This window comes from Bradyrhizobium sp. NBAIM18 (assembly GCF_020193825.1).
Taxonomy (GTDB): Bacteria; Pseudomonadota; Alphaproteobacteria; order Rhizobiales; family Xanthobacteraceae; genus Bradyrhizobium; species Bradyrhizobium yuanmingense.
Map to the genome: position 1 here is coordinate 148,842 of NZ_JADYVO010000002.1, position 22,800 is coordinate 171,641.

General features: G+C 65.4%; 31 protein-coding genes and 1 pseudogene. 11 read left to right on the forward strand and 21 right to left on the reverse strand.

Annotated elements, in window-relative coordinates:
* Nucleotides 1–73: 73 nt before the first annotated feature.
* Entirely contained in the window at nt 74–1,069 is a 996-nt protein-coding gene (locus I6F17_RS04635) for a hypothetical protein (protein WP_225131944.1), read from the forward strand.
* A 35-nt stretch (nt 1,070–1,104) separates the two neighbouring features.
* On the opposite strand, the gene I6F17_RS04640 is transcribed toward I6F17_RS04635, so the two are convergent.
* From I6F17_RS04640 to I6F17_RS04670, 7 genes are all read right to left on the reverse strand, one after another.
* The gene (locus I6F17_RS04640; protein ID WP_036033716.1) at nt 1,105–1,608 is read right to left on the reverse strand and encodes a hypothetical protein; all 504 of its coding nucleotides are present in this window, start codon (nt 1,606–1,608) and stop codon (nt 1,105–1,107) included.
* Between the two features lie 226 nt (nt 1,609–1,834).
* A complete protein-coding gene (locus tag I6F17_RS04645) occupies nt 1,835–2,875 on the reverse strand; it encodes an acyl-CoA desaturase (protein WP_225131943.1) in 1,041 nt (346 codons plus the stop codon).
* A 233-nt stretch (nt 2,876–3,108) separates the two neighbouring features.
* Nucleotides 3,109–3,390, reverse strand: a complete 282-nt coding sequence (locus I6F17_RS04650; protein ID WP_225131942.1) for a hypothetical protein — start codon at nt 3,388–3,390, stop codon at nt 3,109–3,111.
* 252 nt (nt 3,391–3,642) lie between these two features.
* On the reverse strand, nt 3,643–4,284 hold the full coding sequence (locus tag I6F17_RS04655; RefSeq protein ID WP_225131941.1) for a cell envelope biogenesis protein TolA: 642 nt from the start codon (nt 4,282–4,284) through the stop codon (nt 3,643–3,645).
* A gap of 98 nt (nt 4,285–4,382) precedes the next feature.
* The gene (locus I6F17_RS04660; RefSeq protein ID WP_225131940.1) at nt 4,383–4,787 is read right to left on the reverse strand and encodes a VOC family protein; all 405 of its coding nucleotides are present in this window, start codon (nt 4,785–4,787) and stop codon (nt 4,383–4,385) included.
* A gap of 238 nt (nt 4,788–5,025) precedes the next feature.
* The gene (locus I6F17_RS04665) at nt 5,026–5,385 is read right to left on the reverse strand and encodes a cytochrome c (RefSeq protein WP_225131939.1); all 360 of its coding nucleotides are present in this window, start codon (nt 5,383–5,385) and stop codon (nt 5,026–5,028) included.
* A 92-nt stretch (nt 5,386–5,477) separates the two neighbouring features.
* Nucleotides 5,478–5,930: a pyridoxamine 5'-phosphate oxidase family protein gene (locus tag I6F17_RS04670; protein WP_225131938.1), complete on the reverse strand. Its 453-nt coding sequence runs from the start codon at nt 5,928–5,930 to the stop codon at nt 5,478–5,480.
* Between the two features lie 229 nt (nt 5,931–6,159).
* Here I6F17_RS04670 and I6F17_RS04675 point away from each other — a divergent pair, with 229 nt between their 5' ends.
* Complete coding sequence (locus I6F17_RS04675) at nt 6,160–6,510, forward strand: zinc ribbon domain-containing protein YjdM (protein ID WP_225131937.1); 351 nt, start codon at nt 6,160–6,162, stop codon at nt 6,508–6,510.
* A 6-nt stretch (nt 6,511–6,516) separates the two neighbouring features.
* Here I6F17_RS04675 and I6F17_RS04680 read toward each other — a convergent pair whose 3' ends face one another.
* Nucleotides 6,517–7,431: a DMT family transporter gene (locus I6F17_RS04680; RefSeq protein WP_057029033.1), complete on the reverse strand. Its 915-nt coding sequence runs from the start codon at nt 7,429–7,431 to the stop codon at nt 6,517–6,519.
* Between the two features lie 85 nt (nt 7,432–7,516).
* Complete coding sequence (locus I6F17_RS04685; protein WP_225131936.1) at nt 7,517–7,933, reverse strand: nuclear transport factor 2 family protein; 417 nt, start codon at nt 7,931–7,933, stop codon at nt 7,517–7,519.
* 129 nt (nt 7,934–8,062) lie between these two features.
* On the opposite strand from I6F17_RS04685, the gene I6F17_RS04690 reads away from it, so the two are divergent.
* Complete coding sequence (locus I6F17_RS04690) at nt 8,063–8,623, forward strand: Ada metal-binding domain-containing protein (RefSeq protein ID WP_074447944.1); 561 nt, start codon at nt 8,063–8,065, stop codon at nt 8,621–8,623.
* On the opposite strand, the pseudogene I6F17_RS04695 reads toward I6F17_RS04690, so the two are convergent.
* Both I6F17_RS04695 and I6F17_RS04700 read right to left on the reverse strand, forming a co-directional pair.
* Nucleotides 8,620–8,872, reverse strand: a pseudogene (locus I6F17_RS04695) (hypothetical protein). The gene I6F17_RS04690 and the pseudogene I6F17_RS04695 overlap by 4 nt on opposite strands.
* A gap of 171 nt (nt 8,873–9,043) precedes the next feature.
* Nucleotides 9,044–9,247, reverse strand: a complete 204-nt coding sequence (locus tag I6F17_RS04700; RefSeq protein ID WP_025035973.1) for a hypothetical protein — start codon at nt 9,245–9,247, stop codon at nt 9,044–9,046.
* Between the two features lie 243 nt (nt 9,248–9,490).
* Here I6F17_RS04700 and I6F17_RS04705 point away from each other — a divergent pair, with 243 nt between their 5' ends.
* Nucleotides 9,491–10,810 (forward strand): hypothetical protein, encoded by a 1,320-nt coding sequence (locus I6F17_RS04705; protein ID WP_225190407.1) that lies wholly within the window; start codon nt 9,491–9,493, stop codon nt 10,808–10,810.
* 4 nt (nt 10,811–10,814) lie between these two features.
* Here I6F17_RS04705 and pdxY read toward each other — a convergent pair whose 3' ends face one another.
* The gene (pdxY, locus tag I6F17_RS04710) at nt 10,815–11,630 is read right to left on the reverse strand and encodes a pyridoxal kinase (protein ID WP_225128628.1); all 816 of its coding nucleotides are present in this window, start codon (nt 11,628–11,630) and stop codon (nt 10,815–10,817) included.
* A 124-nt stretch (nt 11,631–11,754) separates the two neighbouring features.
* Here pdxY and I6F17_RS04715 point away from each other — a divergent pair, with 124 nt between their 5' ends.
* Complete coding sequence (locus I6F17_RS04715) at nt 11,755–12,099, forward strand: multidrug efflux SMR transporter (RefSeq protein ID WP_025035970.1); 345 nt, start codon at nt 11,755–11,757, stop codon at nt 12,097–12,099.
* 42 nt (nt 12,100–12,141) lie between these two features.
* Here the strand turns inward: I6F17_RS04715 and I6F17_RS04720 are convergent, their stop codons facing one another.
* The 3 genes from I6F17_RS04720 to I6F17_RS04730 all read right to left on the reverse strand — a co-directional run bounded on the left by I6F17_RS04720 (nt 12,142) and on the right by I6F17_RS04730 (nt 14,918).
* Nucleotides 12,142–12,321: a hypothetical protein gene (locus I6F17_RS04720; RefSeq protein WP_225128626.1), complete on the reverse strand. Its 180-nt coding sequence runs from the start codon at nt 12,319–12,321 to the stop codon at nt 12,142–12,144.
* Nucleotides 12,322–12,477: 156 nt separating this feature from the next.
* A complete protein-coding gene (locus I6F17_RS04725) occupies nt 12,478–12,759 on the reverse strand; it encodes a hypothetical protein (protein WP_036000293.1) in 282 nt (93 codons plus the stop codon).
* A gap of 236 nt (nt 12,760–12,995) precedes the next feature.
* Nucleotides 12,996–14,918 (reverse strand): FAD-binding monooxygenase, encoded by a 1,923-nt coding sequence (locus I6F17_RS04730; RefSeq protein ID WP_225128624.1) that lies wholly within the window; start codon nt 14,916–14,918, stop codon nt 12,996–12,998.
* A gap of 101 nt (nt 14,919–15,019) precedes the next feature.
* On the opposite strand from I6F17_RS04730, the gene I6F17_RS04735 reads away from it, so the two are divergent.
* Nucleotides 15,020–15,484 carry a MarR family transcriptional regulator gene (locus tag I6F17_RS04735; RefSeq protein ID WP_036033759.1) on the forward strand — a complete coding sequence of 155 codons (465 nt, stop codon included), beginning with the start codon at nt 15,020–15,022 and terminating at the stop codon, nt 15,482–15,484.
* A gap of 118 nt (nt 15,485–15,602) precedes the next feature.
* Nucleotides 15,603–16,034, forward strand: coding sequence for a hypothetical protein (locus I6F17_RS04740; protein WP_225128612.1), 432 nt, complete (start codon nt 15,603–15,605; stop codon nt 16,032–16,034).
* Between the two features lie 42 nt (nt 16,035–16,076).
* Here I6F17_RS04740 and I6F17_RS04745 read toward each other — a convergent pair whose 3' ends face one another.
* The gene (locus I6F17_RS04745) at nt 16,077–16,673 is read right to left on the reverse strand and encodes a L,D-transpeptidase (protein WP_167361659.1); all 597 of its coding nucleotides are present in this window, start codon (nt 16,671–16,673) and stop codon (nt 16,077–16,079) included.
* Nucleotides 16,674–17,016: 343 nt separating this feature from the next.
* Here I6F17_RS04745 and I6F17_RS04750 point away from each other — a divergent pair, with 343 nt between their 5' ends.
* Nucleotides 17,017–18,084: a hypothetical protein gene (locus tag I6F17_RS04750; protein WP_225128610.1), complete on the forward strand. Its 1,068-nt coding sequence runs from the start codon at nt 17,017–17,019 to the stop codon at nt 18,082–18,084.
* A gap of 489 nt (nt 18,085–18,573) precedes the next feature.
* Nucleotides 18,574–18,804 carry a hypothetical protein gene (locus I6F17_RS04755; RefSeq protein WP_025035960.1) on the forward strand — a complete coding sequence of 77 codons (231 nt, stop codon included), beginning with the start codon at nt 18,574–18,576 and terminating at the stop codon, nt 18,802–18,804.
* Nucleotide 18,805: 1 nt separating this feature from the next.
* Here I6F17_RS04755 and I6F17_RS04760 read toward each other — a convergent pair whose 3' ends face one another.
* Nucleotides 18,806–19,588 (reverse strand): SDR family oxidoreductase, encoded by a 783-nt coding sequence (locus tag I6F17_RS04760; RefSeq protein WP_225128608.1) that lies wholly within the window; start codon nt 19,586–19,588, stop codon nt 18,806–18,808.
* Between the two features lie 127 nt (nt 19,589–19,715).
* Here I6F17_RS04760 and I6F17_RS04765 point away from each other — a divergent pair, with 127 nt between their 5' ends.
* Together I6F17_RS04765 and I6F17_RS04770 are read left to right on the forward strand one after the other, a co-directional pair.
* Nucleotides 19,716–20,108, forward strand: a complete 393-nt coding sequence (locus tag I6F17_RS04765) for a hypothetical protein (RefSeq protein ID WP_225128606.1) — start codon at nt 19,716–19,718, stop codon at nt 20,106–20,108.
* 108 nt (nt 20,109–20,216) lie between these two features.
* Nucleotides 20,217–20,465, forward strand: a complete 249-nt coding sequence (locus I6F17_RS04770; RefSeq protein WP_225128594.1) for a hypothetical protein — start codon at nt 20,217–20,219, stop codon at nt 20,463–20,465.
* Between the two features lie 18 nt (nt 20,466–20,483).
* Here the strand turns inward: I6F17_RS04770 and I6F17_RS04775 are convergent, their stop codons facing one another.
* From I6F17_RS04775 to minC, 4 genes are all read right to left on the reverse strand, one after another.
* A complete protein-coding gene (locus tag I6F17_RS04775) occupies nt 20,484–20,669 on the reverse strand; it encodes a hypothetical protein (RefSeq protein WP_036000257.1) in 186 nt (61 codons plus the stop codon).
* 176 nt (nt 20,670–20,845) lie between these two features.
* Nucleotides 20,846–21,127, reverse strand: coding sequence for a cell division topological specificity factor MinE (minE, locus tag I6F17_RS04780; protein WP_036033781.1), 282 nt, complete (start codon nt 21,125–21,127; stop codon nt 20,846–20,848).
* Nucleotides 21,124–21,939 carry a septum site-determining protein MinD gene (gene minD, locus I6F17_RS04785; protein ID WP_036022837.1) on the reverse strand — a complete coding sequence of 272 codons (816 nt, stop codon included), beginning with the start codon at nt 21,937–21,939 and terminating at the stop codon, nt 21,124–21,126. The genes minE and minD overlap by 4 nt, the downstream gene beginning before the upstream one ends.
* A 21-nt stretch (nt 21,940–21,960) precedes the next feature.
* Nucleotides 21,961–22,659 (reverse strand): septum site-determining protein MinC, encoded by a 699-nt coding sequence (gene minC, locus I6F17_RS04790; protein ID WP_225128587.1) that lies wholly within the window; start codon nt 22,657–22,659, stop codon nt 21,961–21,963.
* Nucleotides 22,660–22,800: the final 141 nt, after the last annotated feature.

The following is a 22,800-nucleotide window of genomic DNA, read 5'->3' on the forward strand; positions in this document are numbered from 1 at the left end:
GTCCGATAGCGGCGAGACCTATCCTTGATCGGACTGCCTCCCATTGACGCCCGACGGGATGGAGAGCGCATCGATGCCTGACACGAACGACCACAAACCTGATACCGGCAAGACCGATAAGGCCAAGCCTGATGCGTCCAAGCCGGACGAGGCACGTGCCGATAGCGGGCTGACTCGGGCTTACGACCGGATCAAGAGCGCAGAGGAAGACCTGGCGCGGCTGGACCGCCTTGTTTCCGGAATGGAACGGAGCAGCGAAGCTCCGCGGACCTCGCACGCAAGCGCCGCCGCGACGGCAGCCGCCGCTTTCGCAAACAAGGCGGCGGCGTCTGATGCCAAGCCTCTAAACACCAAGCCTCGCGATCAGAGCCTGAGAGGAGACCGGGCCATGATGCGCGCTTTGGCCATTCTCGTAATGGCGATCGGCCTGCTCGGTGCCGCCGTCGCGTCGCAATATAGCGACGAGGCGACATCGATCGGCAAGTCCATCATGGCGCGATGGGCTCCACCCGCGAGCGCACCCCCGCAAGCGACCGCCGCGGAAAGTCTGGAGCAGCCGGCGACGGTGCTGCTGGCGGCCGCGGATGAGCCGAGCCCGGTGCCGGCGCCGCCGGGGCCCAAGGACACCGAAAGCGCCCCGAAGCCTGCCGCCACGGCAGCCGAGCCGTCATCGTCCGAGCTCGCGCAATCGCTCAAGGCCATCACGAGCGAGCTTGCGAACATCAACGGCAAGCTCGAGCAGTTGAAGAGCCGCAGCGAGCAGACCCTGCGCGACCAGGCCGCCACCATCGAGCAGCTCAAGGCCGCGCAGGAGAAGGACGCGGCGGACAATGCGCGCCTCGCCGCGCAGGTCCAGGCGCTGCAAGCGCAACTGAGCGCGTCCTCGGCGCCATCCGCCTCTGCACCTGCGAAGCCCGTCGCGCGCAGCGTGGTCAACAACGACACCGCTGCGCGTGCCCGGGCGCACCTACCAGACGCCGCGCCACGACGGCCCAGGCCGCCGCCGCGAGGCCCCTGGATGCCGCCGCCCTACATGGCCGGCCCGTATTACGGCGATCCGGATTGGTGAGCCCGCAAGGATTTGACCCCCACCCTGCGCGCGCCTCAGCGTATCTCGCTCATCGTCACCTTGGCCGCGATCCCCGTCAGCTCGGGCTCTTGCGGCGCAAGCTCCTCATCGGAAGGGCCGACCGAGACTTCAGCCATTCTGCGTTTGACCTGTTCGCAGGTCTTGCGAACGTCTTCGGTGAACAGCGCGCATTCTTCGATACGCTTGAAGATCTTGCGTCCCTCTTCGCGATAGCCTGCCGCCGTTTCTCGCATGAAGGCGATCGCGTCATGAACCTGGGCCGTCAGCGCCTCGCATTTTTGCGCGGCGTCGATCAACTCGGTGCCCATGGCCTCGATCTCTTTTGCAGCGGACTCATAGTCGCGAATGACCGCTTCTGCACTGAGCGCACCGACGCGCGACACGCCCGCGGTGTGCTCCACGTAATCAGGCAGATTAACCGAAGTAATGGAGCTTCCCGACCGGATCGAAGTGATGTCCGCTTCGAGTTGGACCAAGTTCACTCCGTCCCGTCTGTGCAATTGTTCGACACTTGCCATGACTGTCCTCCCAATACGCGCTCAAAACCCCAAGCAGCATTGGGTTTATTACGGGGATAAATGCCGTTCTACCTCTATGTATTCTTGACAGTCTCCACTTTGCCACTTTTACCCAATCGCCAACTCTGCACGCAGAGACGGCGGGGCCATCAAACTTCAATTTGTCCGCGTACCTGTTCGAAGGGCACTCCCCGCCGCGTCGGCGCCGGGCCATGGCGGACCCCGATTACGTTCCAGGGGCGCGTAGGTCGTCGCCCTCGAAGGCATTCCCGACGGCGGCTGGCGCAGGCTCGCCCCGCCCTGCATCCGCCGCACGATCGCGGCCGGCCTCGCTGGCCGCAAAAATATCATGCACGAGCCCGAGCTTGCCCAGCCCGAGAATGATCAGCCCGTTGATGTCCACCTCGTACCAGGCGTGCGAGAGATACGCATCGCGCGGAAAGCGGTGATGGTTGTTGTGCAGCCCTTCGCCAAAGGTGAGCAGCGTGGTCACCAGCTCGTTCGTGGTGCCGTCATGGGTCTCGAAGCGGCGGTAGCCCCAGCGGCCATCACTGTGGCAGACCGAGTTCACCAGCGAGGTCGCCATCGTCATAAGGTAGCTGCGGAACAGGCCGGCGAACAGGATGCAGCCGATCATCGTGTGCACGCCACCGAAGGCGTAGCCGATGGCGCCCGGAATGATCAGCGCCGACAGCGCGTACCAGTACCAGCGCGTCCTGGTGAAGAACATCGCGATCGGGTCGGCCAGGATGTCCTTGGCGTAGTAGCTGGCATCGGTGGTCTCGCGGTCCCACACCCAGCCGCCTTGCGCATGCGTCATGCCCTTGGCGAAACTGGTATAGGGATGGCCGCCGCCGTCGTAATAGGGGCTGTGCACGTCGCCGGGCCGGTCGGAGTGCAGATGGTGCCGTCGGTGGTTGCTCACCCATTTCAGGATCGAGCCCTGCACCGCCATGGTCGCGAGCGCGGCGAAAATCGTCCGCATCATCGGACCGCAGCGGAAGCTGCGGTGCACGAAGTAGCGATGCATGAAGCCGATGCCGATCGTGGACATGATGAACGTGCCGGCGAACACCGAGACTTCAACCCAGCCGATGCCTTGCCAGAACGCCCAGATCAGCGCGGCGATCGAGCCGCCGACCATGATCGCGAACGAGATGTAGGAATCGCGAAACTTGGCGTCGACCACCGGACCTTCGGTCAGCACGCCGGGCGGCATTTTCGGCTCCGCAAGCTGCTCGGACGCCACGCTCTCAACCACGCTCATTTCAGCCGATCCATTTACACTGCACTTTTCTGCAGTGCAGCGTACAACCCCTGGTTACCAGAGGCAAGGACCCGAGCGGCCGTAGGAGCACGGGCGGCGCAGCCCCACCGCTTTGGCTTCTCTGCCGATAGTCTGTCGATAAAGAGTGGCGATCATGACGAGCAGATGCACGTCGTACATCTGCTCAGCTCACCGAGCGCATGCGCCGATCAGTTTGGCGTCGGTCGGTGCCTTCACCACCAATACGGCCAGCGCCATCCCTCATAGCGCACGTAGGATGGCACCAAGGGCGGCCCGTAGGGATCGACCCGGTCGTGCTCGGGGCGATAGCGATAGCGTGGCACGATGTTGTAATCCCACGGCGTCGGCCTCAGCACGGGCGCCGTGACGATGAGCCGCTCCTGCGGCGCGCGAACGACGACGGCTCTCCGCGTCCGGGCTTCGGCGTCCGAGATTGCAAGGCTGCTCAGCACCAGGGCGGTGCCGAGCGCGCAGGCGGCGGTGATCTTGGTCATGCGTTGGTCTCCTTCGCTTAGAGAGTGCAAAAGGATGCCAGGCGAGGCAAGCAAATTTCGCGCGAGGTGCGGACATAAGCGCTGTGCGCTTTGGCGCTCCGACCTCTCCCCATCATTGCGAGGAGCACTTGCGACGAAGCAATCCAGAGTCCTTCCGCGGAGGGAGCCTGGATTGCTTCGCTCCGCTCGCAATGACGCGAGTATGACGGTCTGGATGAGCAACAGAACTCCCCGGACGTCGGTACCTGCCTCTCACTCGCGCGCGCGGCGCAGGGCCTGATCCAGCTTGTGCCTCTGCTTGTCCCAGCGCTCCTGCTCCGCTTCGGCGCGCGCCTCGAGCGCGGCCCGCTCGGCTTCGATCGCCCCGGCCTTCGCTTCGTGCTCGCGTGTTGCCTTATCGAGCGCTGCTTCCGCTGCGGCAACCGCCTTGTCGCGCCGGGCACGCTCCTTGGCGCGAGCGGCCTCCTCCTTGGCACGCGCTGCCTCGCGGCGTCGCTCCTCCTTCTCGAATGCCGCGGCGGCCTTGCGCGCAGCCGCATCGTCGATCTCGCGGGATGCATTCCGGGCCGTCTTGGCGGGACGCGTCTTTGACTTCGCCTTGCTCTTGGACCTGGTCTTGCTCTTAGTCTTGCTCTCGCCCTCGCCGAGATCGGTCGGCAGCTCCGCGCTCTCGGTGAACGGGCCGTCCGAGCCGACCGGGCGCCTCAGCACCACGCCCGGCTTCGCCATGGTTGCAGCGACGACATCAGGGTCGTCGGTCTCCCTGGCGACTCCCTGATGGAACAGATTGGAGCTGGCGCCCCAGGCAGCAAGCGCCGCCTTCATCGAGGGCGCGGCGATCGCCTGATCGTAGAAGCCGAGCGAGGTCTGGTACGTCTTCAGCTTCTTTGCCATGTCGCTCCGATGTCGGCGCAGCTTTCCGCGCGCGAGCGTAGCCCGGATGGAGCAAAGCGCAATCCGGGGTGGCTCAGCACGGTCGGCCCCGGATTAGGCTACGCACCTTCCAGCAACGCGTCATAGCCTTGCTCGCTGAACGCCAACAGACAAAAACCGTGTCCGAACGGATCGGCCAGCATCGCGATCCGGCCATAGGGCGCATCGCTGGCCGGCACCTCCAGAATCGCACCCGCAGCGAGCGCACGCGCGACAGCTACGTCGACATCGTCGACGACGACGTCGATATGCACCGGCGTCCAGTGCCGCTCATAGCGGCGGCGGTCGCCGCCGGCGCCGATGGTGCCGGCCTGCTTGGTCAAGAGATACACCGGTGCGGGCCAGCCGTTGAGCTCGACGAAGTCGGCGCCGAAGCGGCGGCCGACCGAGAGGCCAAAGGCTTCGGTGTAGAACGTCGTGGCTTTCGCCACGTCAGGAACGTCGATGTTGAGGAGAAAGCTCATGAGGGAACTCGTCGCAAGTTGCGAAGCGAGCGTAGCCCGGATGGAGCGTCAGCGTAATCCGGGATGGTGCCGCACCTGACGCCCCCGACCGCGTTCCACGATGGCATCACGCCATTGTTTTGCCCGACGGGTCAACTCTTGTTCGATTTTGCCGAAGTCAGGAAAAACCCCGAGCAATTCCATGGGGATGGCTACTGTGCATGGGGTTGTTTTCGCAACACTTGCTTGGGGCCAGCCCTCAATTACGCTTCAGGCTCAGGATATAGGCCGATAGCACCTCGGCCTGCTCCGGCGAGATCACGAGATTCGGCATGTTCTGGTGACTGGTCCGCCAGAACACCTTGAGCGAGAGCGCGGTGGTGCCCTTGCGGTCGGCGATGGATTGGAAGCTCGGTGCCTCATCGAAGAAGCCGGCCATGTGCGGCTCGATCGCGTGACACGACTGGCACCACGCCTGCGCCAGGCGATGACCTGCGGCGACCGCGCGCGAGCCGGGCCTCGGCGCTCCGGCGGCGGTGTGGACGACGCTGAACAGAAACAGCACCGACAGCGCGATCAGGACGGCGATCGCGATGGAGATTCGAACATTGTGCGACATCGTCCACCCTCACGACATTAATCGTGGAGCAGCCTAGATGTGCACCACGACGCCAGCTTGATCTGCATCAAGCCAGCTCGCAGCTCGCGTCCTCAGCACGTCACGAGGTCGGTGTGGCCGAATCCCTTGGAATAATCGAGCAGCGAGATCACCGTCGGCGTGAGACGGATCAGCCGCACCTCGGACGGCTTCGGCATGGGAAGCCCGATGGCCTTCTGCTCGGGATAGCGCGCCATCACCAGTGTGATCGCCTTCTCGGCCTCGGCTGGATCGGTCACGGCCACCGCCCGCGCCGCCATGGATAGGCCGATGATCTCCATCACTTGCGCCGGATCGTCGTCGATCGCCAGCGACACGCGGTCGTCCCGCGAGATGTTCTGCGCCTTCTGGCTGTCGAGGCCACAGAGGAAATAGATGGTGAAACCTTTGTTGGCATAGCCGACTGTCGTCACTTGCGGCCAGCCATCGGCGCGAAGCGTCGCGATCCGCATCGTGCGGTGCTGGTCCAGCAAGGTCTGGATTTTTCGTCTGAGTGTGTCGTCCATCGCTGCCTCCGGCGGTCATTCCTGAAGACACGGTACGCCCCTCGCGCGCAGTGCCGTTGATGCAGCTCAACGCGCGGCGGCGATGTTGCCTCATTGAAATCGCCGGGATCGCCCGGTGATATCGCACCGGCAGGCGCGGCCAGCCCGCGCCGTGCGCAGCTTTTGCTTGCTTTCCCGGTTCCCGCCTCTACGGTCGCGCCGCGAACGAACGCGCGAGACAAAACCCGTCATGAATGACACGATGAAATGCCCGACCTGCAATTCCGAGCACGCCTATCAGGACCGCGATCTCTGGGTCTGCCCGGAATGCGGCCATGAATGGAGCGGCGCGGCGGTCGCGGCCGCGGACACGGCGCAGGATGCGGGCGTGCGCGATGCCAACGGCAATTTGCTCGCCGACGGCGACAGCGTCATCGTGATCAAGGATCTCAAGATCAAGGGCTCGTCCTCGGTCGTCAAGGGCGGCACCAAGGTGCGCAACATCCGCCTGCAGGACGCCAGCGACGGCCACAACATCGCCTGCAAGATCGACGGCATCGGCGCAATGAATCTGAAGTCGGAGTTCGTGAAGAAGGCGTGAGGTCCGCTAGCTTTGCCGCTGCGCCAGGTAGAACCCGCACAGCACCGTCACGAGGCCTGCCGTCTGCAGCATCGTCGGCGGCTCGCCAAGCAGCAGCCAGCCGGTGAGCAGCGTCAGCGCCGGCACACAGGCCGGAAACACCGCGGCGCGGGCGACGCCGAGACGCTGGACGGAGACGGCGTAGAGATAGAGCGCGGCGGGGCCGGCAAGCACGCCCTGCGCCAGCGCCTGGATGGCGTTCTCGGTCATGCCAATTGATGCTATGTGGGCGAGACCGACCGTGGCGACGTAGACCGGCACCAGCAGCAGCGACAGCACGTTGATGACGAGCGCAGCCGACACGGCCGAGACGCGCCATCGGCGCAGCATCGCGCCGAACCCGGCGAACATGAACCCGGCGAGCACGAAGATCAGATCGCCCTGAATGCCGTCGGCACCGATGTGGCCGATCGATTCCGCGCCGATCACGCCGAGGCCTCCGACGATGACGAGCGCGCCGGTCAGGCGCGAGGCGGAGATCCGCTCCTTCAGCACGACCGCCGCGAGCAGGAGGCCGCCGAGCGTGGCGCAAGAGGGCTGGATCACGCTGCCATGGCCGAGCGGGACGAACAGGAAGCCGATGTACGAGATCAGCGACATCACGGGACCGCCGAGCACCATCAGCACGAGCCCCCTGCCCCAGCCGATGCCGCAGAGATCGGAGAGTCCGGCGCGCAACACCAGGGGCAGGAATGCGATCCCCGACCAGACATAGCGATGCACCAGCAGATCGACCGGCGTGAAGCCGGCCTTGAGGCCGTGCCGCGTGGCGGCAAAGCCGAGCGCCCAGAACAGCGCTGCGGCAAGGCCGCAGACCACGCCGAGCAGTGCCGGCGCGGTATCCTTCTTCTGAGCGTCGGCGCCGCTCGTCCGCTGATCCATGGATCACTCGATATGTCGGCTCGCTGAGCCGCTCAACCCACGCGGCTGCAGGGCTGTCACGCGAGGGCGATGCCGACTACGCGTGTTACGGCCCCTCATCGAAGACCATCCGCCATCCTTTGCGCGTATCCATGTATTCTCGCACTTCCCTGATCCGGTCGCCCACCACCTCGAACACGAAGCAATACTCGTTCTCGTACGGCTTGCCGCCCGGCAGCGTGGCGCGCATCCGCTCCTCCACGATCACGACATCGCCGTCGACATAGACGCCGCGGAAGGCGAGATCGATGTCCGAAAACAATCGGTGCATCTCCTGCGCGATGAAGCGCGCGATCTGGTGCGGCCCCTTCATGTGATCGGTGTGGTCGAGCGCGATGGCGGTGGCATTGCCCTTCGGGGCGATCCATTCGGCGTCTTCGGTGAAGAGTGCCGCGATGCGCTCGGGATCGCGTGACGAAAAGGTCTTCCAGGCGTTCAGTACGACGTCTCTCGGGCTGGTCACGATGGGGTCTCCGGCCGTGTTGCGATGAGAACCGCCTTCTAGGCCGCGAGGCGCGCCGCGGCTCGCCATAATCAGACTCGGTCATCCGGCAGCCCTTCCGCCGCCGACCTCATGCGCTACCATGCGATCATGCTGAGCTTTGATGTCTGCAACGCCGCGCGCCTGCGCCGCGATCCCCGCTATGACGGCCGCTTCTTCACGGCGGTGAAGACCACGGGCATCTATTGCCGGCCGGTCTGTCCGGCCAAGCAGCCGCTGGCGCGCAATGTGGTCTATTATCCGACGGCGGCGGCTGCCGAGGCCGCCGGCTTCCGGCCCTGCCTGCGCTGCCGTCCCGAGACCGCTCCTTTCTGCCCGGCCTGGAACGGCACGCGCTCCACGGTGGCCCGGGCCATGAGGCTGATCGATGACGGCGCGCTGGATGAAGGCTCGGTGGTCGATCTCGCGACGCGGCTCGGCATCTCGTCGCGTCACCTGGCGCGCCTGTTCGAGCGCCATGTCGGCGCTACGCCGCAGCAGCTCGCCAAGACACTGCGCGTCCAGCGCGCCAAGCGCCTGCTCGATGCCGGCGATGACAGCATGACCGCTATCGCATTCCAGGCCGGGTTCGGCAGCCTGCGCAGGTTCAACGCCGCCTTCGCCGAACTCTACGGCCGCTCGCCGTCAAGCCTGCGCGCCCGGCGAGCTTAGCGGCCCGCGCCAGTGATCACGTCCGCGGTCTTCACCTTGCGCGGGCTGAGCACCCTCGCCTGGTGGACCGAGGCGATTGCGCTTGGCGCTGCGACCTGCTGCTCGACATGTGCGGCACCGAGCAGGTGCACCTGCAGCGGGGAAACCGGGAATCCGTTGGCCTCATAGGTCGGCAGCTCGGCGGCGAAAGCCGCGGTACCGCCCGCGATCGTCAGGAAGGCGGCGAATCGACAAGGTCTTCTTGTTCATTTGTGATGCTCCAAGGTTTGAGAGTCGGAGCCTATTTAGGCGCATTTTGCTGCAGCGCGACATACACTGTCGCATTGCAACATCGCATGCGGTGCATGACGTTAAGCCTAATGCGTCCAGGGATTTGGGCGAATCACGCCGGCTGCGACGCGGCGCCTCCAGAGGACGTGCTCAGCCGCCGAGCACGTTGCCCCAGCCATCGAAGAGATAGGTCTTCCAGGCCACGGTTCCATCCGCGCCAGGCCGGCTGGCGCGGCGGTAGTCCTCGGCCTGGTCGGCGGTCCAGGTGATGATCGTGTCGGAGAGACGATCGTGCAGGATGGCGGGCTCGGTGGGGTCGAAGGCGTCCATGGGACGAAGCGAGGGATGCGTCATGGCGCCTCCAACGCACCAGCCGCAACAAAGTTGCGGCAACGCCAAATGGAACCGGGCGTTGCACCTCGGCCACAGTTGCCCCGAAAAGCCCGCACTCCCCGATTTGCGCCATTGCGCCGCCACACCGTGGCCCGAACAATCGACGTGCTGCGTGCCTTTCCGTGAAAGACTGTTTCGTCAGACTGTTTGCATCACCACTGTTCGGGCAAGATCGTTCGAGCAGACCGTTTGGAGGCAGGGATCATGAACGATCGGCGGTCTCTTCTGGTGGCGATATCGTGTCCCTCGGCGGTTGTCGCCGGCTGGCTGGCATTGTCTCTCTCCGCCTATGCGCCTGCGCTCATCGAAAACAGCGCAGCCAATGCGGCCGCCATCTCGCGCGCCAAGGATCGTGCCAAGGATCTCGGCCGCATCGACCTCGCCGACGTGCCGCGCGCTGCGACCCTTGAGGACCGCATCGCCTTGACCGCCGACATCGCGGCCACCGTCACTGCGCTGCCCGACCCTCCCGCGCCGCCAGAGGCAACGCCGGAAGAGCCCGCCTCCACCATCAAGCTCGCCTCGGCCGACCCGGCGCTGATCCTGCAGGTGGAAGCCGTGCCTGCGCCGCCGATCTTGCCTGAGCCGGAGCCCGTCGTCAGCGAGATTGCTCCCGCCCCTGCGCCCGAGCCCGTCAAGCTCGCATCCGCCGATCCCACCGAGATCGTGACGACGGACGCCTTATCGGCCGCGGCGATCGCGGGCGGCCCCGTCGCGCCGGCGCGCAACGCATCCCCGCCTGCCGACAACATCGCCGTGCTCGACGAATGCTTCGTCATGGAAGCCTGCATCGACCGCTACCTCTGGGCGCTCTATCAGCGCACCGCCAAGGAAGACACGATGAAGGTGCAGGAGCGGCGCGCCGTCACCATCAAGCGCAAGGGCAAGACCGTCACCGTGATGCGCAGCTTCACCAAGCTGGTCGATCAGGACTTCACCTGGAAGGATCCGCATGCGGCCGAGCGCGCCGGCATGTCGATGATGGACTACGTCATCGGCGGCATGGACAAGAGCTTCAAGCAGAAGCTGTTCCGCATGATGCTCGCGGCCGAAGCCGCCGGCCTGTCGCCGGGCATCACCAGCGCGTTCCGCGACGACTATCGCCAGTCGATCGCGAGCGGTCTGAAGGCCGCCTCCAACCGCTCCTATCACGGCGGCAGCACGCGCGGCGGCTACGGTCACGGCATGGCGGCCGACATCGTCAGTACGCAAGGCAACAACCGGGCGCAGCGCTGGGTCTCGACCGAAATCCTGTGGAAGTGGGTCGATGCCAACGGCAAGGCGTACGGCATCGGCCGACCCTATCTCGGCCGCGATCCGCCCCATGTCGGCCCGATCGACGGCCAGGAATATATCTCGAAGCGCGGCACCTCCGACCGCAAGGACGTTGCCGGAGCCAAGCCGAAGAAGACACAGGGCCTTGCGAGCGCCAAGCCGCCGAAGGCCGACGTCGCGCGCGAGCAGAAGGGCCCGGCGGCCAAGCCGCAGAAGTCGGCGCAATCGGCCGGCAAGCGCGCGACCTGAAGGTTTACGGCTTGCGCTCTGCCGTCGGCAGCGGCACCAGCCGCATCTCGGCCGAGCCGGCGGCCTGCGTGCGCACCAGCACGGCAAAGACCGTGTCGACCGCGCGCCGTACCGCCAACTCCATTGCTTCGCCCTTGGCTAGATGCGCCGCGATCAGCCCGGTGAGGAAATCGCCGGTGCCGTAGGGACGGATCGGCAGGCGCGGCGTCGCAAAGCGCGACAATCGCCCATCAGTGCACAGGATCGTCTCCACCTGCCCCGCCGCCGTGTCAGCGAGGGTGCAGCCGGTGGCGACGACGTCAGTGCATGCCCCAGCAAGCACCGCGCAGGCCGCGCTGAGGCTCTCGGCGTCGGCAATTGCGGCCCCAGAGAGCAGCTCGAGCTCGAACTGGTTCGGCGTCGTCAGGTTCGCCGCCGGCAGCAGCCGGTGGCGGAGCACGTCCAGGATGCCGTCCGCGACATAGACACGGCCGTCGTCACCGATCACGGGATCGCAGAGATAGACGAGCTTCCCATTGCGCGTGCGCGCCCGTTCGACGAAGTCGGCGATCACGGCGGCATTGCCGGACGAGCCGAGATAGCCGGTGACGAGCACCGCGGCCTCGTCAACCAGGCCGCGCTCCTCCACGCCCTTGAGGAGATCGGCGACGAGCTCGGTCTCCAGCACCCGCCCGCGCAGGCTCGCATAGCGCGGATGGTTGGACAGCAGCGTCGTCGGCACCGCAGCGACGTTCACGCCCTCCGCCTGCATGGCATAGGCGGCCGCGCTGTTGCCGACATGGCCGTGGACCACCTGGCTCTGGACGGAGATGACGAGCATGAAAGACGTCCGTAGAGTCAAACGTCGGGCGACGCAAGCGCTGCGTCCTGTCGCGGACTCGTCATTCCCGCGTGATATTTCCGGTCGCACGTCAGCCATCCGTCGGCCCGGACACAGCCTCCGCATGACCTCCGCTTTCAACGCCTATACGGCTCTCGCCCTCGCCATCGTGTTCGAGGTCACCGCGTCGGCGTTCCTGCAGCAGTCCGCGCAGTTCACCCGTCCCTGGCCGACGCTGGCGATGGTGCTGTTCTACGTCGCCTCGTTCTACGCGCTCTCGGTGGCGATCCGGGTGATTCCGTTGAGCATCGCCTATGCGATCTGGGGTGGGGTCGGCATTATCCTGACCGCCACCGTCTCCTTCGTGCTGTTCCGTCAGATCCTGGACGCCGCAGCCTTCGTCGGCATCGCGCTGATCGTATCAGGGGTGGTGATCATCAACCTGTTCTCGGAGACCACCGTGCGTTGATGCGCGCGGTGCCGACTCTGAGCAAGAGGTCGCGCCCCACCATCACGCTGCGGACAGCTGATCGAGCTCGGACGGCGCGTAGGCCTTGCCATCCTGGTCGGTGACGACCACCCGCCACCCCTCGCTCGCCCACACTTTCGCCTTCGCCACGATGAGCAACCGGCTCTCGCGGGCGAAACTGTACTTCTCGTTGTTGCGTTCTGCGACCATCTTGTAGGCCAATTCGCATCCCCTTGCGTCGCCCAGCACCCGGCCTTGTCGTGGCAGCGGGCTTTGGCGGCAATTCGCCGGGAGCGTGGCAATTTGGTGCCATCCACGAGGCCTGTGGCCGGCCCCGTGCCGTCGCAACAGAGCCGATCTCGTTGTCTCGGATCGGCGCTAGTGCACGCGGATAATATGCGGGCGGCCGAGATTGATCAGGCCCTGTACCGCCGAAAGGCGGTCATTGAGGGCTGCGATGGTGAGCAGCAGATTGTTGCGACGCTCATCGAGTAGTCCCATTTCTGCGCCCGACAGCTTGGTGCCCGCCCGCTCCTTGTGGATCTCCTCGAGGGATTCGCGCAGTCCGGCAATCAGGCCGGCCAGCTGCTTGGCCTCCTTGGTCATCGACCGCTTAGCGACATTTTGCTGACGGCGCGTCTCCGCTTGGTTCTGTCTCATCGTCATCCTCCGGTGCCCCGCTGCCCCGAGTGGATGCTTACAGCTTTGGATAGACATATTACGATCGATGAAATCTGCCCGCGAAGAACTTTCTTAAATTGTACGCGCACGGAACCGGAGGGCGCGCGCAAGCGGTAAGCCCGGCACGAGGGCCGGGCTTTCGTTGCAGCCAGTGCTAGCTCGGCTGCGCCGCATGCGGCATCGCCGGCGGCACGGCGCGCCCGGCGCTTTCGGCGTCACCTCGCCGGCAGCATGAATGCGTCGAAGAACGAGGCGAGCCCGGCAAAATCGTCGATCGGCAGCACGGTCGCGACATACTGGTCGGGCCGCACCACGACCATGCAGCCGGCTGCCCGATCGATGCCGCGCATCGTGAAAACGTCGTGGCCGCTCTTGAGATCCGGGCAGAACATCTTCTCGTAGTCGTACAAGCCGTAACGGCCTTTGCTCGGGAGCAACATCGGCGGCATCGCCTCGATGGCGAGCTCGCGATGGTCCTGCTGAAACACCGCGCGCAGATCGATCACGCTGTCGATGTCAGCTCCAACAGGCGTATATCGACGGATAGGTGACTTCCGGGATTCCGCGAGGAAATTGCACAAGGCACGAATGGCCGAGCCCGACGCTGCGGGGTTCTCATCGGGCGAGAACGCGTAGATGCGGAAGCGGCCATCGGCCCGTGCGGCATGGCCGAGATGCACCGGCTTGGCGTCCGCCAGCCGGATCACCGGCGCAGAATGGAAGCGCGTGCCGATGACGAGGCCCCGCGCGAGGTGCTGATGCGTGGCCGCGCCGGTGAGCATCGAGGGCCTGTAATGCGTTGCCGTGCCCGCGGTAAAACGTCCGTGCCGGACGAAATAGTCCTGCGTTTTGGCGGCATCGGCGCCGCCGGCCTTGGCGGCGGAGGCGAGGATACTCGCCCATTCGCGATCGAAATCGATCAGCTCCTTCGCGACTGCCCGGCGCTCGGCCGAGTAGGAATGCAACAGGCTTGGCGCGCACTGCCTCCGCAGCACGGCGGCGAGCTTCCAGCCGAGATTGAAGGCATCTTGCATCGACACGTTCATGCCCTGCCCGGCCTTCGGACTGTGGGTGTGGCAGGCATCGCCGGCGATGAAGATGCGCGGCTGGCGCGTCTCGATCTCGCCCTCCGGCACGTCGTCGAACTTGTCGGTGAGGCGCTGGCCGATCTCGTAGACCGACCACCAGGCGATCTCCTTCACCTCGAGCCGATGCGGCTTCAGGACCCGCTGCGCTTTCGCAATCACGTCATCGGCGGTGATGTTGCGATTGGCAACGCGTTCGCCGACATCGAGCTTGGCGAGCTCGACATAGATGCGGACCATGTAGCCGCCTTCGCGCGGAATGATCAGCAGGCTGCCGTCCTTGGCCGACTGGATCAGCGACTTGAAGCGGATGTCCGGAAAATCGGTCACGGCCAGCACGTCCATCACGCCCCAGGCGTGGTTGGCGGAATCACCGTGCAGCTCGCGCCCGATCGACTTGCGCACCGTGCTGCGGGCGCCGTCGCAGCCGACGACGTAGCGGGCCTTGATCGTCTCGACCTTGCCCTCGTTCGCGGCATCGACGCGTTCGAGGCGCACGGTCACGGCATGATGGTCGGCTCCGGCGGCCGGATCGACATTCACATCAAGCACGCGCCGGCTGTAATACGGCGCGAGCTTCGCCGGCGACTTGCGCATGACGTCGAGAAAGCAATCATGGACGCGCGCCTGGTTCAGGATGAGGTGCGGGAATTCCGACAGCCCGTCCTCGACGTCCTGCACCCGGCCGCTGCGGACGATCTTCTCCGGCGCCGCTTCATCCGGCTTCCAGAACGTAGTCTCGTTGACCCAACAGGCCTCCTTCAGCACACGCTCGCTGAAGCCATAGGCGTGGAACATCTCCATGGTGCGGCAGGCGATGCCGTCGGCCTGACCGACCAGCAGGCGGTCCGGCTTCTGCTCGACGATGCAGGTCTTGATGTCGGGGAATTGCGCGAGCTGGGCGGCGAGCGTCAGGCCGGCCGGCCCGCAGCCGACGATGAGGACATCGACCTCGCCAGGCACGGCGCCCGCCGCTCCCGATGCCTGAACGCGCGCGGCAGGATCGGCGATTTCAGGGTCGCCCGGCTGAAATCCATTGAGATGGAACTGCATGAGCACCTCTCCCGCCAAACCCTGTTTGGTTATTGCTCAGTATGCTGACTATCAGTATACTTGTCAATGATCCGCACCGCTCTGCCCCGGAGGAGATTTCGGTGAAAGACAACAACGACATGCCCGGACATCTGGCGCGCCGCTTCCAGCAGATCTCGGTCGCGGTGTTCCTGGCCGAGGTCGAGGACGCCGGCTTCGATCTCACGCCGGTGCAATACGCCGCGCTTGCAACCATCAAGGCCAATCCGGGGCTCGATCAGGTGACGCTTGCCGGATTGATCGCCTACGATCGCACCACCATCACCGGCGTGATCGATCGCCTCGTCCAGAAGGGCCTCGCGGAGCGGCGCCCCTCCAGCCGCGACCGCCGCGCGCGTGAGCTCGAGATCACCGACGAGGGCCGCCGCACGCTGCGCAAGATCACCCCGGCGGTCGAATCCGCGCAGCGCATCATGCTGCGCGGCCTCAGCGCGAAAGAGGGTGAGGAGCTGATGCGGCTGCTGCGCAAGGCCATCGCCGCCGGCAACGAGCTCAGCCGCGCGCCGCTGCGCAATGCGCAGCTCTGATCTCGGACCATGTCCGTAATTATCGCAGCGCACGAAACCAGGAACTAACCTTCGGCTGCTAACGTCGGCCGCATTGGGGCGCTTAACGCGCGATTAACTTTGCGGGGCGGAGTTTCGGATGTTCAGGTTCCTCGTTGTGGCCGCGGCCGTCGCGCTCTCGACCGTTCAGGCGGTCGCAGGGGGCCATGGCGGCGGCGATCCTCCTCCGCCGAAGATCGAGGCGCCAACGGCTCCCGCGAAGGTGATCCTGACCAAGCAGGGGCCCAAGCTCGTCGATCTCAACGGCATGACGCTCTACTATTATGAGCGCGACACCACGGGAAAGACGTCGAACTGCAACGGCAAGTGCATCGAGAGCTGGGTGCCGCTCGCCGCAACGGCCGACGCCAGGGCCGTCGGCGACTTCACCGTGATCAACCGCAACGACGGCAGCAAGATGTGGGCCTACCGTTATCGCCCGCTCTACACCTCGCCCGCCGACAAGGCGCCGGGCGACGCCAACGGCAACGCCACGACGCTGCAATGGCGGGTCGCCCGGCCTGAGAACTAGAGCGTGACAACGCACCTAAATTCGAACTGACCGGCGCAGACCTCAGCCGCGCCAGCGCCCGCCCGCCGCGGCCTGCGCGCTCTGCCCCGGCGGCAGCACCACGACCATCGAATTGAGCTTCACCCGGTCGTAGAGATCGATGACGTCCTCGTTGCGCATCCGGATGCAGCCGGACGAGATCGCCTGCCCGATATATTCGGGCTGGTTGGTGCCGTGGATGCGATAGAGCGTGTCCTTGTTGCCGACATAGAGATAGATGCCCCGCGCGCCCAGCGGATTGGCGGGACCACCGGGAACGCGCGCGGGATAGGGACCGAGCCGCGCCTGGATATCCGCGGTGGGGACCCAGTCCGGCCATTCCGCCAAACGGCCGACCCGCGCGACGCCGGAGAACGCCATGGCTTCCTCGCCGACCGCAACGCCGTAGCGGATCGCCTTGCCCTCGGGCAGCACGTAATAGAGGTAGCGCGCGTCGGTATCGACCAGGATCGTGCCCGGCTGCTCCTTGCGGTGGTAATCGACGATGTGACGCAGATATTGCTGGGGCACGTTCGCCTTGGCGTAAGGCGCGTGCGCGAGCAACTGACGGTCGCGCGGCGTCATGCTCGCATCCGTCGATGGCGAAAGTGTCGTCTGCATGCAGCCGCCCACCGGCAGCAGGGCTGCGACGAACAAAACGAGTAGAGATCTTGGCACCGCCGGCCCCCCGATAGCGGAATAACGACGCCCCCGCCCTCACCAGATATTGCCAAAATCGTGCTGAAAACAAGGCGGTGCAGGAACACATGCGCGTGTTCGGCAAATTGGGTTCCATCACCACAAAGGGCGGAAGAGTGTCGCATCATCTCCATCCCCTCGCCTTGCTTTGGTCAAACCCGGCTGGACTCGTGCGACATGGGGACCGGGTATGGCCTCACCTCGGATCAGCCCCGCGCCAATGCGGATGCCTTAACCTCGAACACTGGGCTTCAAAGGAGCTGCGATGCTCGCGACGCTGAACGCCAAGCAAATCGTCGATGAGATCGTGAAAGACACGGTCAAGGACAACGATCCTCACGACGCGGTCCAGATCTCGCCCGAGATCGTGCGGGCCTCGCGCCCCGCCAGCGTGTCGCCTGCGCCGGCGCCGGAGATCGCGCCGCGTCCGGAGCCCAGGTTTGCCCCGGAACCGAAGTTTGCCCCGCAGCCCAAGGTCACGCCGAAGTTCACTCTGGAGCCGGCGCGCGCGCCCGAGCCCAGCATCAACGTTGTCTACGGAAAATCCACCGCGGCACCGTCGATCGACACCGCTGTCCGCGTCACGTCCAGCGATGGTCCCGTGATGAAGAAGCGGTCCTCGGTCGGCAAGTGGCTGCGCGGGGCGTTCGTCACGCTCCTGCTTGCCGGCGCCAGCGTGGCCGCCAGCATCGCCTGGGAGAAGCACGGCGACACAGCAAAGCAGTTGCTGGCCGAATGGACGCCGGCGCTGACCTCGCTGTTGCCGACGACCTCGTTGCTGTCTGCGACACCGCAGCAAAGCGCGCCGGTCGCCGCCGCCCAGGCTGCCCCGACGGCAGCGGAAGCCGCGACCATCCAAACGGCAGATCAAGCTGCGCCGCCCGCAGCTCAGCTTGCTGCGGCTGCGCCCGCGGCACCACAGTCGGTCGACGCGGCGCAGTCGGTGCAATCGATGACACGCGATCTCGCCGCCATGGCGCAGCAGATCGAGCAGCTCAAGGCCAACATCGCCGAGTTGAAGGCCGGACAGGAGCAGATGGCGCGCGAGATGGCGAGGCCTCCCGCACCGAAGCCGGTCACCGAGGCGAGGCCGCCGGTCGATCCGCGCGCACGCGCAGCCGCGCTCCCGCCGCAGCCTGCGGCGCCGCCGGTTCGCAAGCCCAAGCCGCCTGTGACGCGGACCTACATGCCGGCCTCTTCGCCCGCGCCGCTCGCGCCTCCGCCTCCGCTATCGCAGGCCGCCGCCACGCCGCCGGCTGCGCCGACCACCACGACGCAAGCCGTTGCTGATGACGACGGACCTATCGTGCGTCCGCCGATGCCACTGCGCTAGAGCATGATCCGAACCCGAAGGGCCGCGTAAGCGCAAAGTGCGCAGCGGTTTTCCGAAACGATCATGCTCAAACAACAACAACCTAAAGCGCGATGACGATGCATCCTGATCGCATCGCGCTTTAGAGCAACGACGCAGCCTTGCTGTCGCGCGCTCACGCACGCTGTCCGAGTCGATGTGAAGCGTTAACTCCGGGCGATTACGGTGAGCGACGTCTCGCTCAAGAGAAAAGGCCGTCGGGATCTATGCCGGCGGCCTTCTCTTGCAGCTGCCGGTTCCCGGAGCCCGGTTCTGCTGCAATTCCATGCCTAATGATCGCGCGGGTATATTTAATAAATTCTTAACGAGCCCACACGTTGCACATCATTTCTGCGCCATAAGCCCAGAGATTGCGCGCTCTGTTCATTCGATAGATGTCGACTCAGTGGTACCATCCGACATGTGTTGAGACTTGCACTGAAGCTCAGATCGTCACACCGGGGAATTCGGATGCCCTACTATTATTTCGATCTCGTGGTTGGTGAAGAGTTCAAGAACCAGGGTGGGATCATCCTCGAGGACATCGAGGTTGCCTCCGATCGCGCCGATCAATTGGCCTGCGAGCTGTCGCAGGTGAAGCCGGAGCTGCAGCAGAAGGGCTGCGCGGTGCGCGTCACCGATCGCGATCACAACGAGCTCTATCGCACGCCGCTCGATCCAGTGCCGGCCTGGCAGCGCTAGGCTAGTCCAGCACTGGCGCTTCGAACCAGTTCGTCAGCGACAATCCGCCGTCGACGACGAAGGCCGCGCCGGTGACGTAAGCGGACAGCTTGTTCGACAGCACCGTGAGCGCCATCGGTGCGAGATCCCCGGCCTCGCCGAGGCGCCCGAGCGGAATGTGGCGCGCCAGCGCGGGATCGGCGACGAACCCGCCGGCTGCGACCGCGCCGGGGACCAGCGCGTTGACGCGGATGTCGTAACGCCCGAACGTCTTCGCGAGCTCCTTCACCAGCATCGCCATCGCGGCCTTTGCCGTTGAGTAATGCGCCAGGTTGCGCGGCGTGCCCGCATGGAGCGAGGTCAAGAACAGGAACGAGCCCGGCCGCTTCGCGGCGATCAGCCGCTTGGCGAGCTCGCGCGCCAGGTGAAAGCCGGCATCGAGATTGACGGCATGCATCTCCTGCCAGGTCTTGCGATCGACCGCGAGCAAGTGATCGGCCTCGCGTCGCGGCGGCGAGGCGCTGTGGACGAAATGCGTGACCTCGCCCAGCGCGGAATGTGCTGATGTCAGCAGCTCATCGCAGGCATCGAGGCTGGCAAGATTGCCGACCCAGGGCACGGCGAGACCTGGCCTCTCGCTCGCGCCGATCGCGGCACGCACCCGCTCCGCGCTGACATCCGCGAACACGGTGCGGACGCCCTCGCCGACCAGGCCGAGCGCGATCGCGCGGCCGATGCCGTTGCCTGCGCCGGTGACGAGCGCAGTGTCGCGTGTGGGATCGAACGGCGTGCTGAACAGGCTCATATCGCGCTCCGATGCTGGGGAGCGCAGGTTAGCCTACCGGGCCGATCGGCGACAATTGTGTCCCGGTCCCATTGCCGAGCGGCGCGCCGGACGCTAGCCTCTCGAGAAAATGGAGGAGGTCCCAGGGATGCGCACCGGTTTTCTGATGACGGGCCTGTTGCTGTTGGCCGCGCCGGCCCTCGCGGGCGAGACGCCGCCGCGATCGACCTATGTGACGATGGTCTTGCAGGCCTTCGCCGCCAAGGTCGAGTGCCCCAACACCGATCTCGCCTATCAGGACCTCGTGCAGAGAGCGCAGCAGATGCACCTGCCCGACGGCACCACGGAGAAGGTGCGCAAGGCGATCGCCTGGCTGCATACCGGCGGCAAGATGGGCGAGAAGCAGGACGATGACCTGATGGCGGAGGTCGCGATCGCGACCCAGGCGACCGACGTGGACCAGCGCCGCCTCGGCATGTCCGGCTGGTGCGAAGCCCAGAAGACCAATCTCGCCGGCCTGATCCGCAGCAAGGGCGGCTAACGCGCCGCTCCCATTAAGCAAGCCGCGACGGAACCTCTGCCGCGGCCCAAAATCGTCATAATTTTTCACAGCATGCGGCCTCTTTCCGAATTCGAACAGGAGGTCCTCATGCGGAGTTTCCATTTCGTTTTCACCGGCGCGATTGCAGCCGCCGCGGTGCTGACTGCGCCCGCACTGGCGAGAAATTCCGACGCCCAGAAGGGCGGGGAAAAGTCCACCTCGCCGTCCTGCAGTGCCTATCAGCAGGCGCCGGACGGCTCGTGGGAACCCCTGCCCTGCAAGGAATCGGGCGAGCGCGCGCAGCCGCAGACACAGAACCGCAATTCGTCCCAAGGCGCCGATCGCGGCGAGCGTTGAAACTCGCGCGTTCGAGTGTCAGCTCTGATGCGGGCCGCGCATGATCTTCATGGCGTCCACGATGTGACGCCATTCCCTGGCCTCATCGGCCTCGCCGCGGCCCTCGCAGGCCTGGGCCTGCTCAGCGGCCTTCGCGATCGCAGCAAAGCCGTGCTGTTCGAGCATCTGCCGGGCAAGTGTATGGACCTGGACCTCGGACATCATGGGCGCTCTCCCGTCTGACCTGCCGCGGTGCAACGCTGCCGCGGGTGGTTCACAACGATCGAGGCGCGGGGCGCGTTCCGTCCAATCGATGTGAACGGCAAGACAAAGGCGGCCCGCCATGCCCGGCGGACCGCCTTCTCACCCACCCCAAAACGGCAGTCTGCGGGCCGCGTCCCCTACGCGACCGCCACCTTCTTGCCCTCGAAATCGTTGGGCACCTCGATGTCGACCTCGAGGGTCGAGACCTCGTCGCCGCGTTCGAGCCGAACGATGACCTTGGTCGGGTCCAGCGTCACATGTTTGGACACGACAGCGAGAATTTCCTCACGCAGCACACCGAGCAGATCGGGCTGGCCGCGCATTCCACGTTCATGGGCAAGCAGGATCTGCAGCCGTTCGCGCGCGACGGGTGCTGTGGCCTTCTTGCCGCGGAGGAGTCGAAGCAGACCCATGCTCATGCAGCCCTCCGTCGCAGCAGCCGGTCCATAAATCCTCTGCGCTCGGCAGGAACGTGCATTGTCACGTTCTCGCCGCAGAGGCGCTTAGCGGCGTCCATATAGGCTCGTGCCGGCGCTCCATCGGCATTCGACAGAGTCACAGGCGTGCCGACGTTGGAGGCCTTCAACACGTCCTGGCTCTCGGGGATGATGCCGAGCAAGGGCGTGGCAAGGATCTCCAGGATGTCGTCGATGGTCAACATCTCGCCGCGCGCGGCGCGTGAGGGATCGTAGCGAGTGATGAGAATATGCTTCTCGACGCGCTCGCCCTTCTCGGCCCGCACCGTCTTGGAATCGAGCATGCCGATGATGCGGTCGGAATCGCGCACCGAAGAGACTTCCGGATTGGTGACGATCACGGCCTCGTCGGCAAAGCGCATCGCCATGGAAGCGCCGCGCTCGATGCCGGCCGGGCTGTCGCAGATCACCCAGTCGAACCGGCTGCGCAACTCGGCAATGACCTTGCCGACGCCCTCCTCCGTCAGCGCGTCCTTGTCGCGGGTTTGGGACGCCGGCAGCAGCCACAAATTCTCCAGCCGCTTGTCCTTGATCAGCGCCTGCGGGAGTTTGGCGACGCCCTGCACCACGTTGATGAGATCGAACACGACGCGGCGTTCGGCGCCCATCACGAGGTCGAGGTTGCGCAGGCCGACGTCGAAATCGACGACGACCACCTTGTCGCCGCGCTGCGCCAAGGCAGCTCCCAGCGCGGCGGTGGTCGTGGTCTTACCGACCCCGCCCTTGCCTGATGTCACGACCAGTACCTTACTCATCTGAAATGTCTCCTTTGCTGGTCAGTTCAGTGCTGTAATTCGCATGGTATTCCCCTGCAGCCAGGCCTGCGCCGGCTTGCCGCGCAGGGCCTCGTCGATGTCCTCGGCGGTCTGATAAAATCCGTCGATTGCAAGCAGTTCGGCTTCGATCTTCTGGCAATAGATGCGCGCGCTGGTGTGTCCATTGACGCCCGCCATGGCGCGGCCGCGCAGCGCGCCGTAGACGTGGATGGAGCCGCCGGCGACGACCTCGGCGCCCGAGCCGACCGAGCCGAGAATGGTGACGTCGCCTTCCGGGAAGATCACGGTCTGGCCCGAGCGCACGGGGGTTTCGAGCAGCAGCGACGTCGGCTTGGTCTCGACCTTCACCTCGGCCTTCTTCGGCGCGCTCGGCTCGACCACGCAGCTGCGTCCGCCCGACAGCAGCGGCGGCATCGTCGGCGTCAGCCTTCCCTCCTCCACACCCTCGATGCCGAGCACGCGGATGTTGCGGTCCTGCAGGCTGGTGAGCAGATGGCCGATGCCAGCCTGGCTGAGATCGACCGAGGACAGGTCGATCACCACCGGCCGGCCGGCGAAAAAGCCGGGCGAGCGCGCAATCGTGGCGTCGATCTCGTGCAGCCAATCCTGCACGGGAACCGTCGGCGTGAACACGAAAGCCACATAGGAGCGCCCGCGCAGGCGCACCATCTGACGTTGGACCTTTGCTGCAGCCTCCATGGCGGCCGACTCGTTCCCTGTTATTGAATGGTTAACGATGCGGCGGATATGGTTAATGGCTGGTTAATGTCTCCGTGCAGTTACGTGAGATGGGCTCCTCCGCCCGAGCGGGTCGCGGTACGGCGCGCCATAGGTGGGCCC

Excerpts from the sequence above, each read along its gene's own strand:
- I6F17_RS04635 (WP_225131944.1), top strand. The coding sequence starts at position 74 with ATGCCTGACACGAACGACCACAAACCTGATACCGGCAAGACCGATAAG.
- I6F17_RS04640 (WP_036033716.1), bottom strand. The coding sequence starts at position 1,608 with ATGGCAAGTGTCGAACAATTGCACAGACGGGACGGAGTGAACTTGGTC.
- I6F17_RS04645 (WP_225131943.1), bottom strand. The coding sequence starts at position 2,875 with ATGAGCGTGGTTGAGAGCGTGGCGTCCGAGCAGCTTGCGGAGCCGAAA.
- I6F17_RS04650 (WP_225131942.1), bottom strand. The coding sequence starts at position 3,390 with ATGACCAAGATCACCGCCGCCTGCGCGCTCGGCACCGCCCTGGTGCTG.
- I6F17_RS04655 (WP_225131941.1), bottom strand. The coding sequence starts at position 4,284 with ATGGCAAAGAAGCTGAAGACGTACCAGACCTCGCTCGGCTTCTACGAT.
- I6F17_RS04660 (WP_225131940.1), bottom strand. The coding sequence starts at position 4,787 with ATGAGCTTTCTCCTCAACATCGACGTTCCTGACGTGGCGAAAGCCACG.
- I6F17_RS04665 (WP_225131939.1), bottom strand. The coding sequence starts at position 5,385 with ATGTCGCACAATGTTCGAATCTCCATCGCGATCGCCGTCCTGATCGCG.
- I6F17_RS04670 (WP_225131938.1), bottom strand. The coding sequence starts at position 5,930 with ATGGACGACACACTCAGACGAAAAATCCAGACCTTGCTGGACCAGCAC.
- I6F17_RS04675 (WP_225131937.1), top strand. The coding sequence starts at position 6,160 with ATGAATGACACGATGAAATGCCCGACCTGCAATTCCGAGCACGCCTAT.
- I6F17_RS04680 (WP_057029033.1), bottom strand. The coding sequence starts at position 7,431 with ATGGATCAGCGGACGAGCGGCGCCGACGCTCAGAAGAAGGATACCGCG.
- I6F17_RS04690 (WP_074447944.1), top strand. The coding sequence starts at position 8,063 with ATGCTGAGCTTTGATGTCTGCAACGCCGCGCGCCTGCGCCGCGATCCC.
- I6F17_RS04700 (WP_025035973.1), bottom strand. The coding sequence starts at position 9,247 with ATGACGCATCCCTCGCTTCGTCCCATGGACGCCTTCGACCCCACCGAG.
- I6F17_RS04705 (WP_225190407.1), top strand. The coding sequence starts at position 9,491 with ATGAACGATCGGCGGTCTCTTCTGGTGGCGATATCGTGTCCCTCGGCG.
- pdxY (WP_225128628.1), bottom strand. The coding sequence starts at position 11,630 with ATGCTCGTCATCTCCGTCCAGAGCCAGGTGGTCCACGGCCATGTCGGC.
- I6F17_RS04715 (WP_025035970.1), top strand. The coding sequence starts at position 11,755 with ATGACCTCCGCTTTCAACGCCTATACGGCTCTCGCCCTCGCCATCGTG.
- I6F17_RS04725 (WP_036000293.1), bottom strand. The coding sequence starts at position 12,759 with ATGAGACAGAACCAAGCGGAGACGCGCCGTCAGCAAAATGTCGCTAAG.
- I6F17_RS04730 (WP_225128624.1), bottom strand. The coding sequence starts at position 14,918 with ATGCAGTTCCATCTCAATGGATTTCAGCCGGGCGACCCTGAAATCGCC.
- I6F17_RS04740 (WP_225128612.1), top strand. The coding sequence starts at position 15,603 with ATGTTCAGGTTCCTCGTTGTGGCCGCGGCCGTCGCGCTCTCGACCGTT.
- I6F17_RS04745 (WP_167361659.1), bottom strand. The coding sequence starts at position 16,673 with ATGCAGACGACACTTTCGCCATCGACGGATGCGAGCATGACGCCGCGC.
- I6F17_RS04750 (WP_225128610.1), top strand. The coding sequence starts at position 17,017 with ATGCTCGCGACGCTGAACGCCAAGCAAATCGTCGATGAGATCGTGAAA.
- I6F17_RS04755 (WP_025035960.1), top strand. The coding sequence starts at position 18,574 with ATGCCCTACTATTATTTCGATCTCGTGGTTGGTGAAGAGTTCAAGAAC.
- I6F17_RS04760 (WP_225128608.1), bottom strand. The coding sequence starts at position 19,588 with ATGAGCCTGTTCAGCACGCCGTTCGATCCCACACGCGACACTGCGCTC.
- I6F17_RS04765 (WP_225128606.1), top strand. The coding sequence starts at position 19,716 with ATGCGCACCGGTTTTCTGATGACGGGCCTGTTGCTGTTGGCCGCGCCG.
- I6F17_RS04770 (WP_225128594.1), top strand. The coding sequence starts at position 20,217 with ATGCGGAGTTTCCATTTCGTTTTCACCGGCGCGATTGCAGCCGCCGCG.
- I6F17_RS04775 (WP_036000257.1), bottom strand. The coding sequence starts at position 20,669 with ATGATGTCCGAGGTCCAGGTCCATACACTTGCCCGGCAGATGCTCGAA.
- minE (WP_036033781.1), bottom strand. The coding sequence starts at position 21,127 with ATGAGCATGGGTCTGCTTCGACTCCTCCGCGGCAAGAAGGCCACAGCA.
- minD (WP_036022837.1), bottom strand. The coding sequence starts at position 21,939 with ATGAGTAAGGTACTGGTCGTGACATCAGGCAAGGGCGGGGTCGGTAAG.
- minC (WP_225128587.1), bottom strand. The coding sequence starts at position 22,659 with ATGGAGGCTGCAGCAAAGGTCCAACGTCAGATGGTGCGCCTGCGCGGG.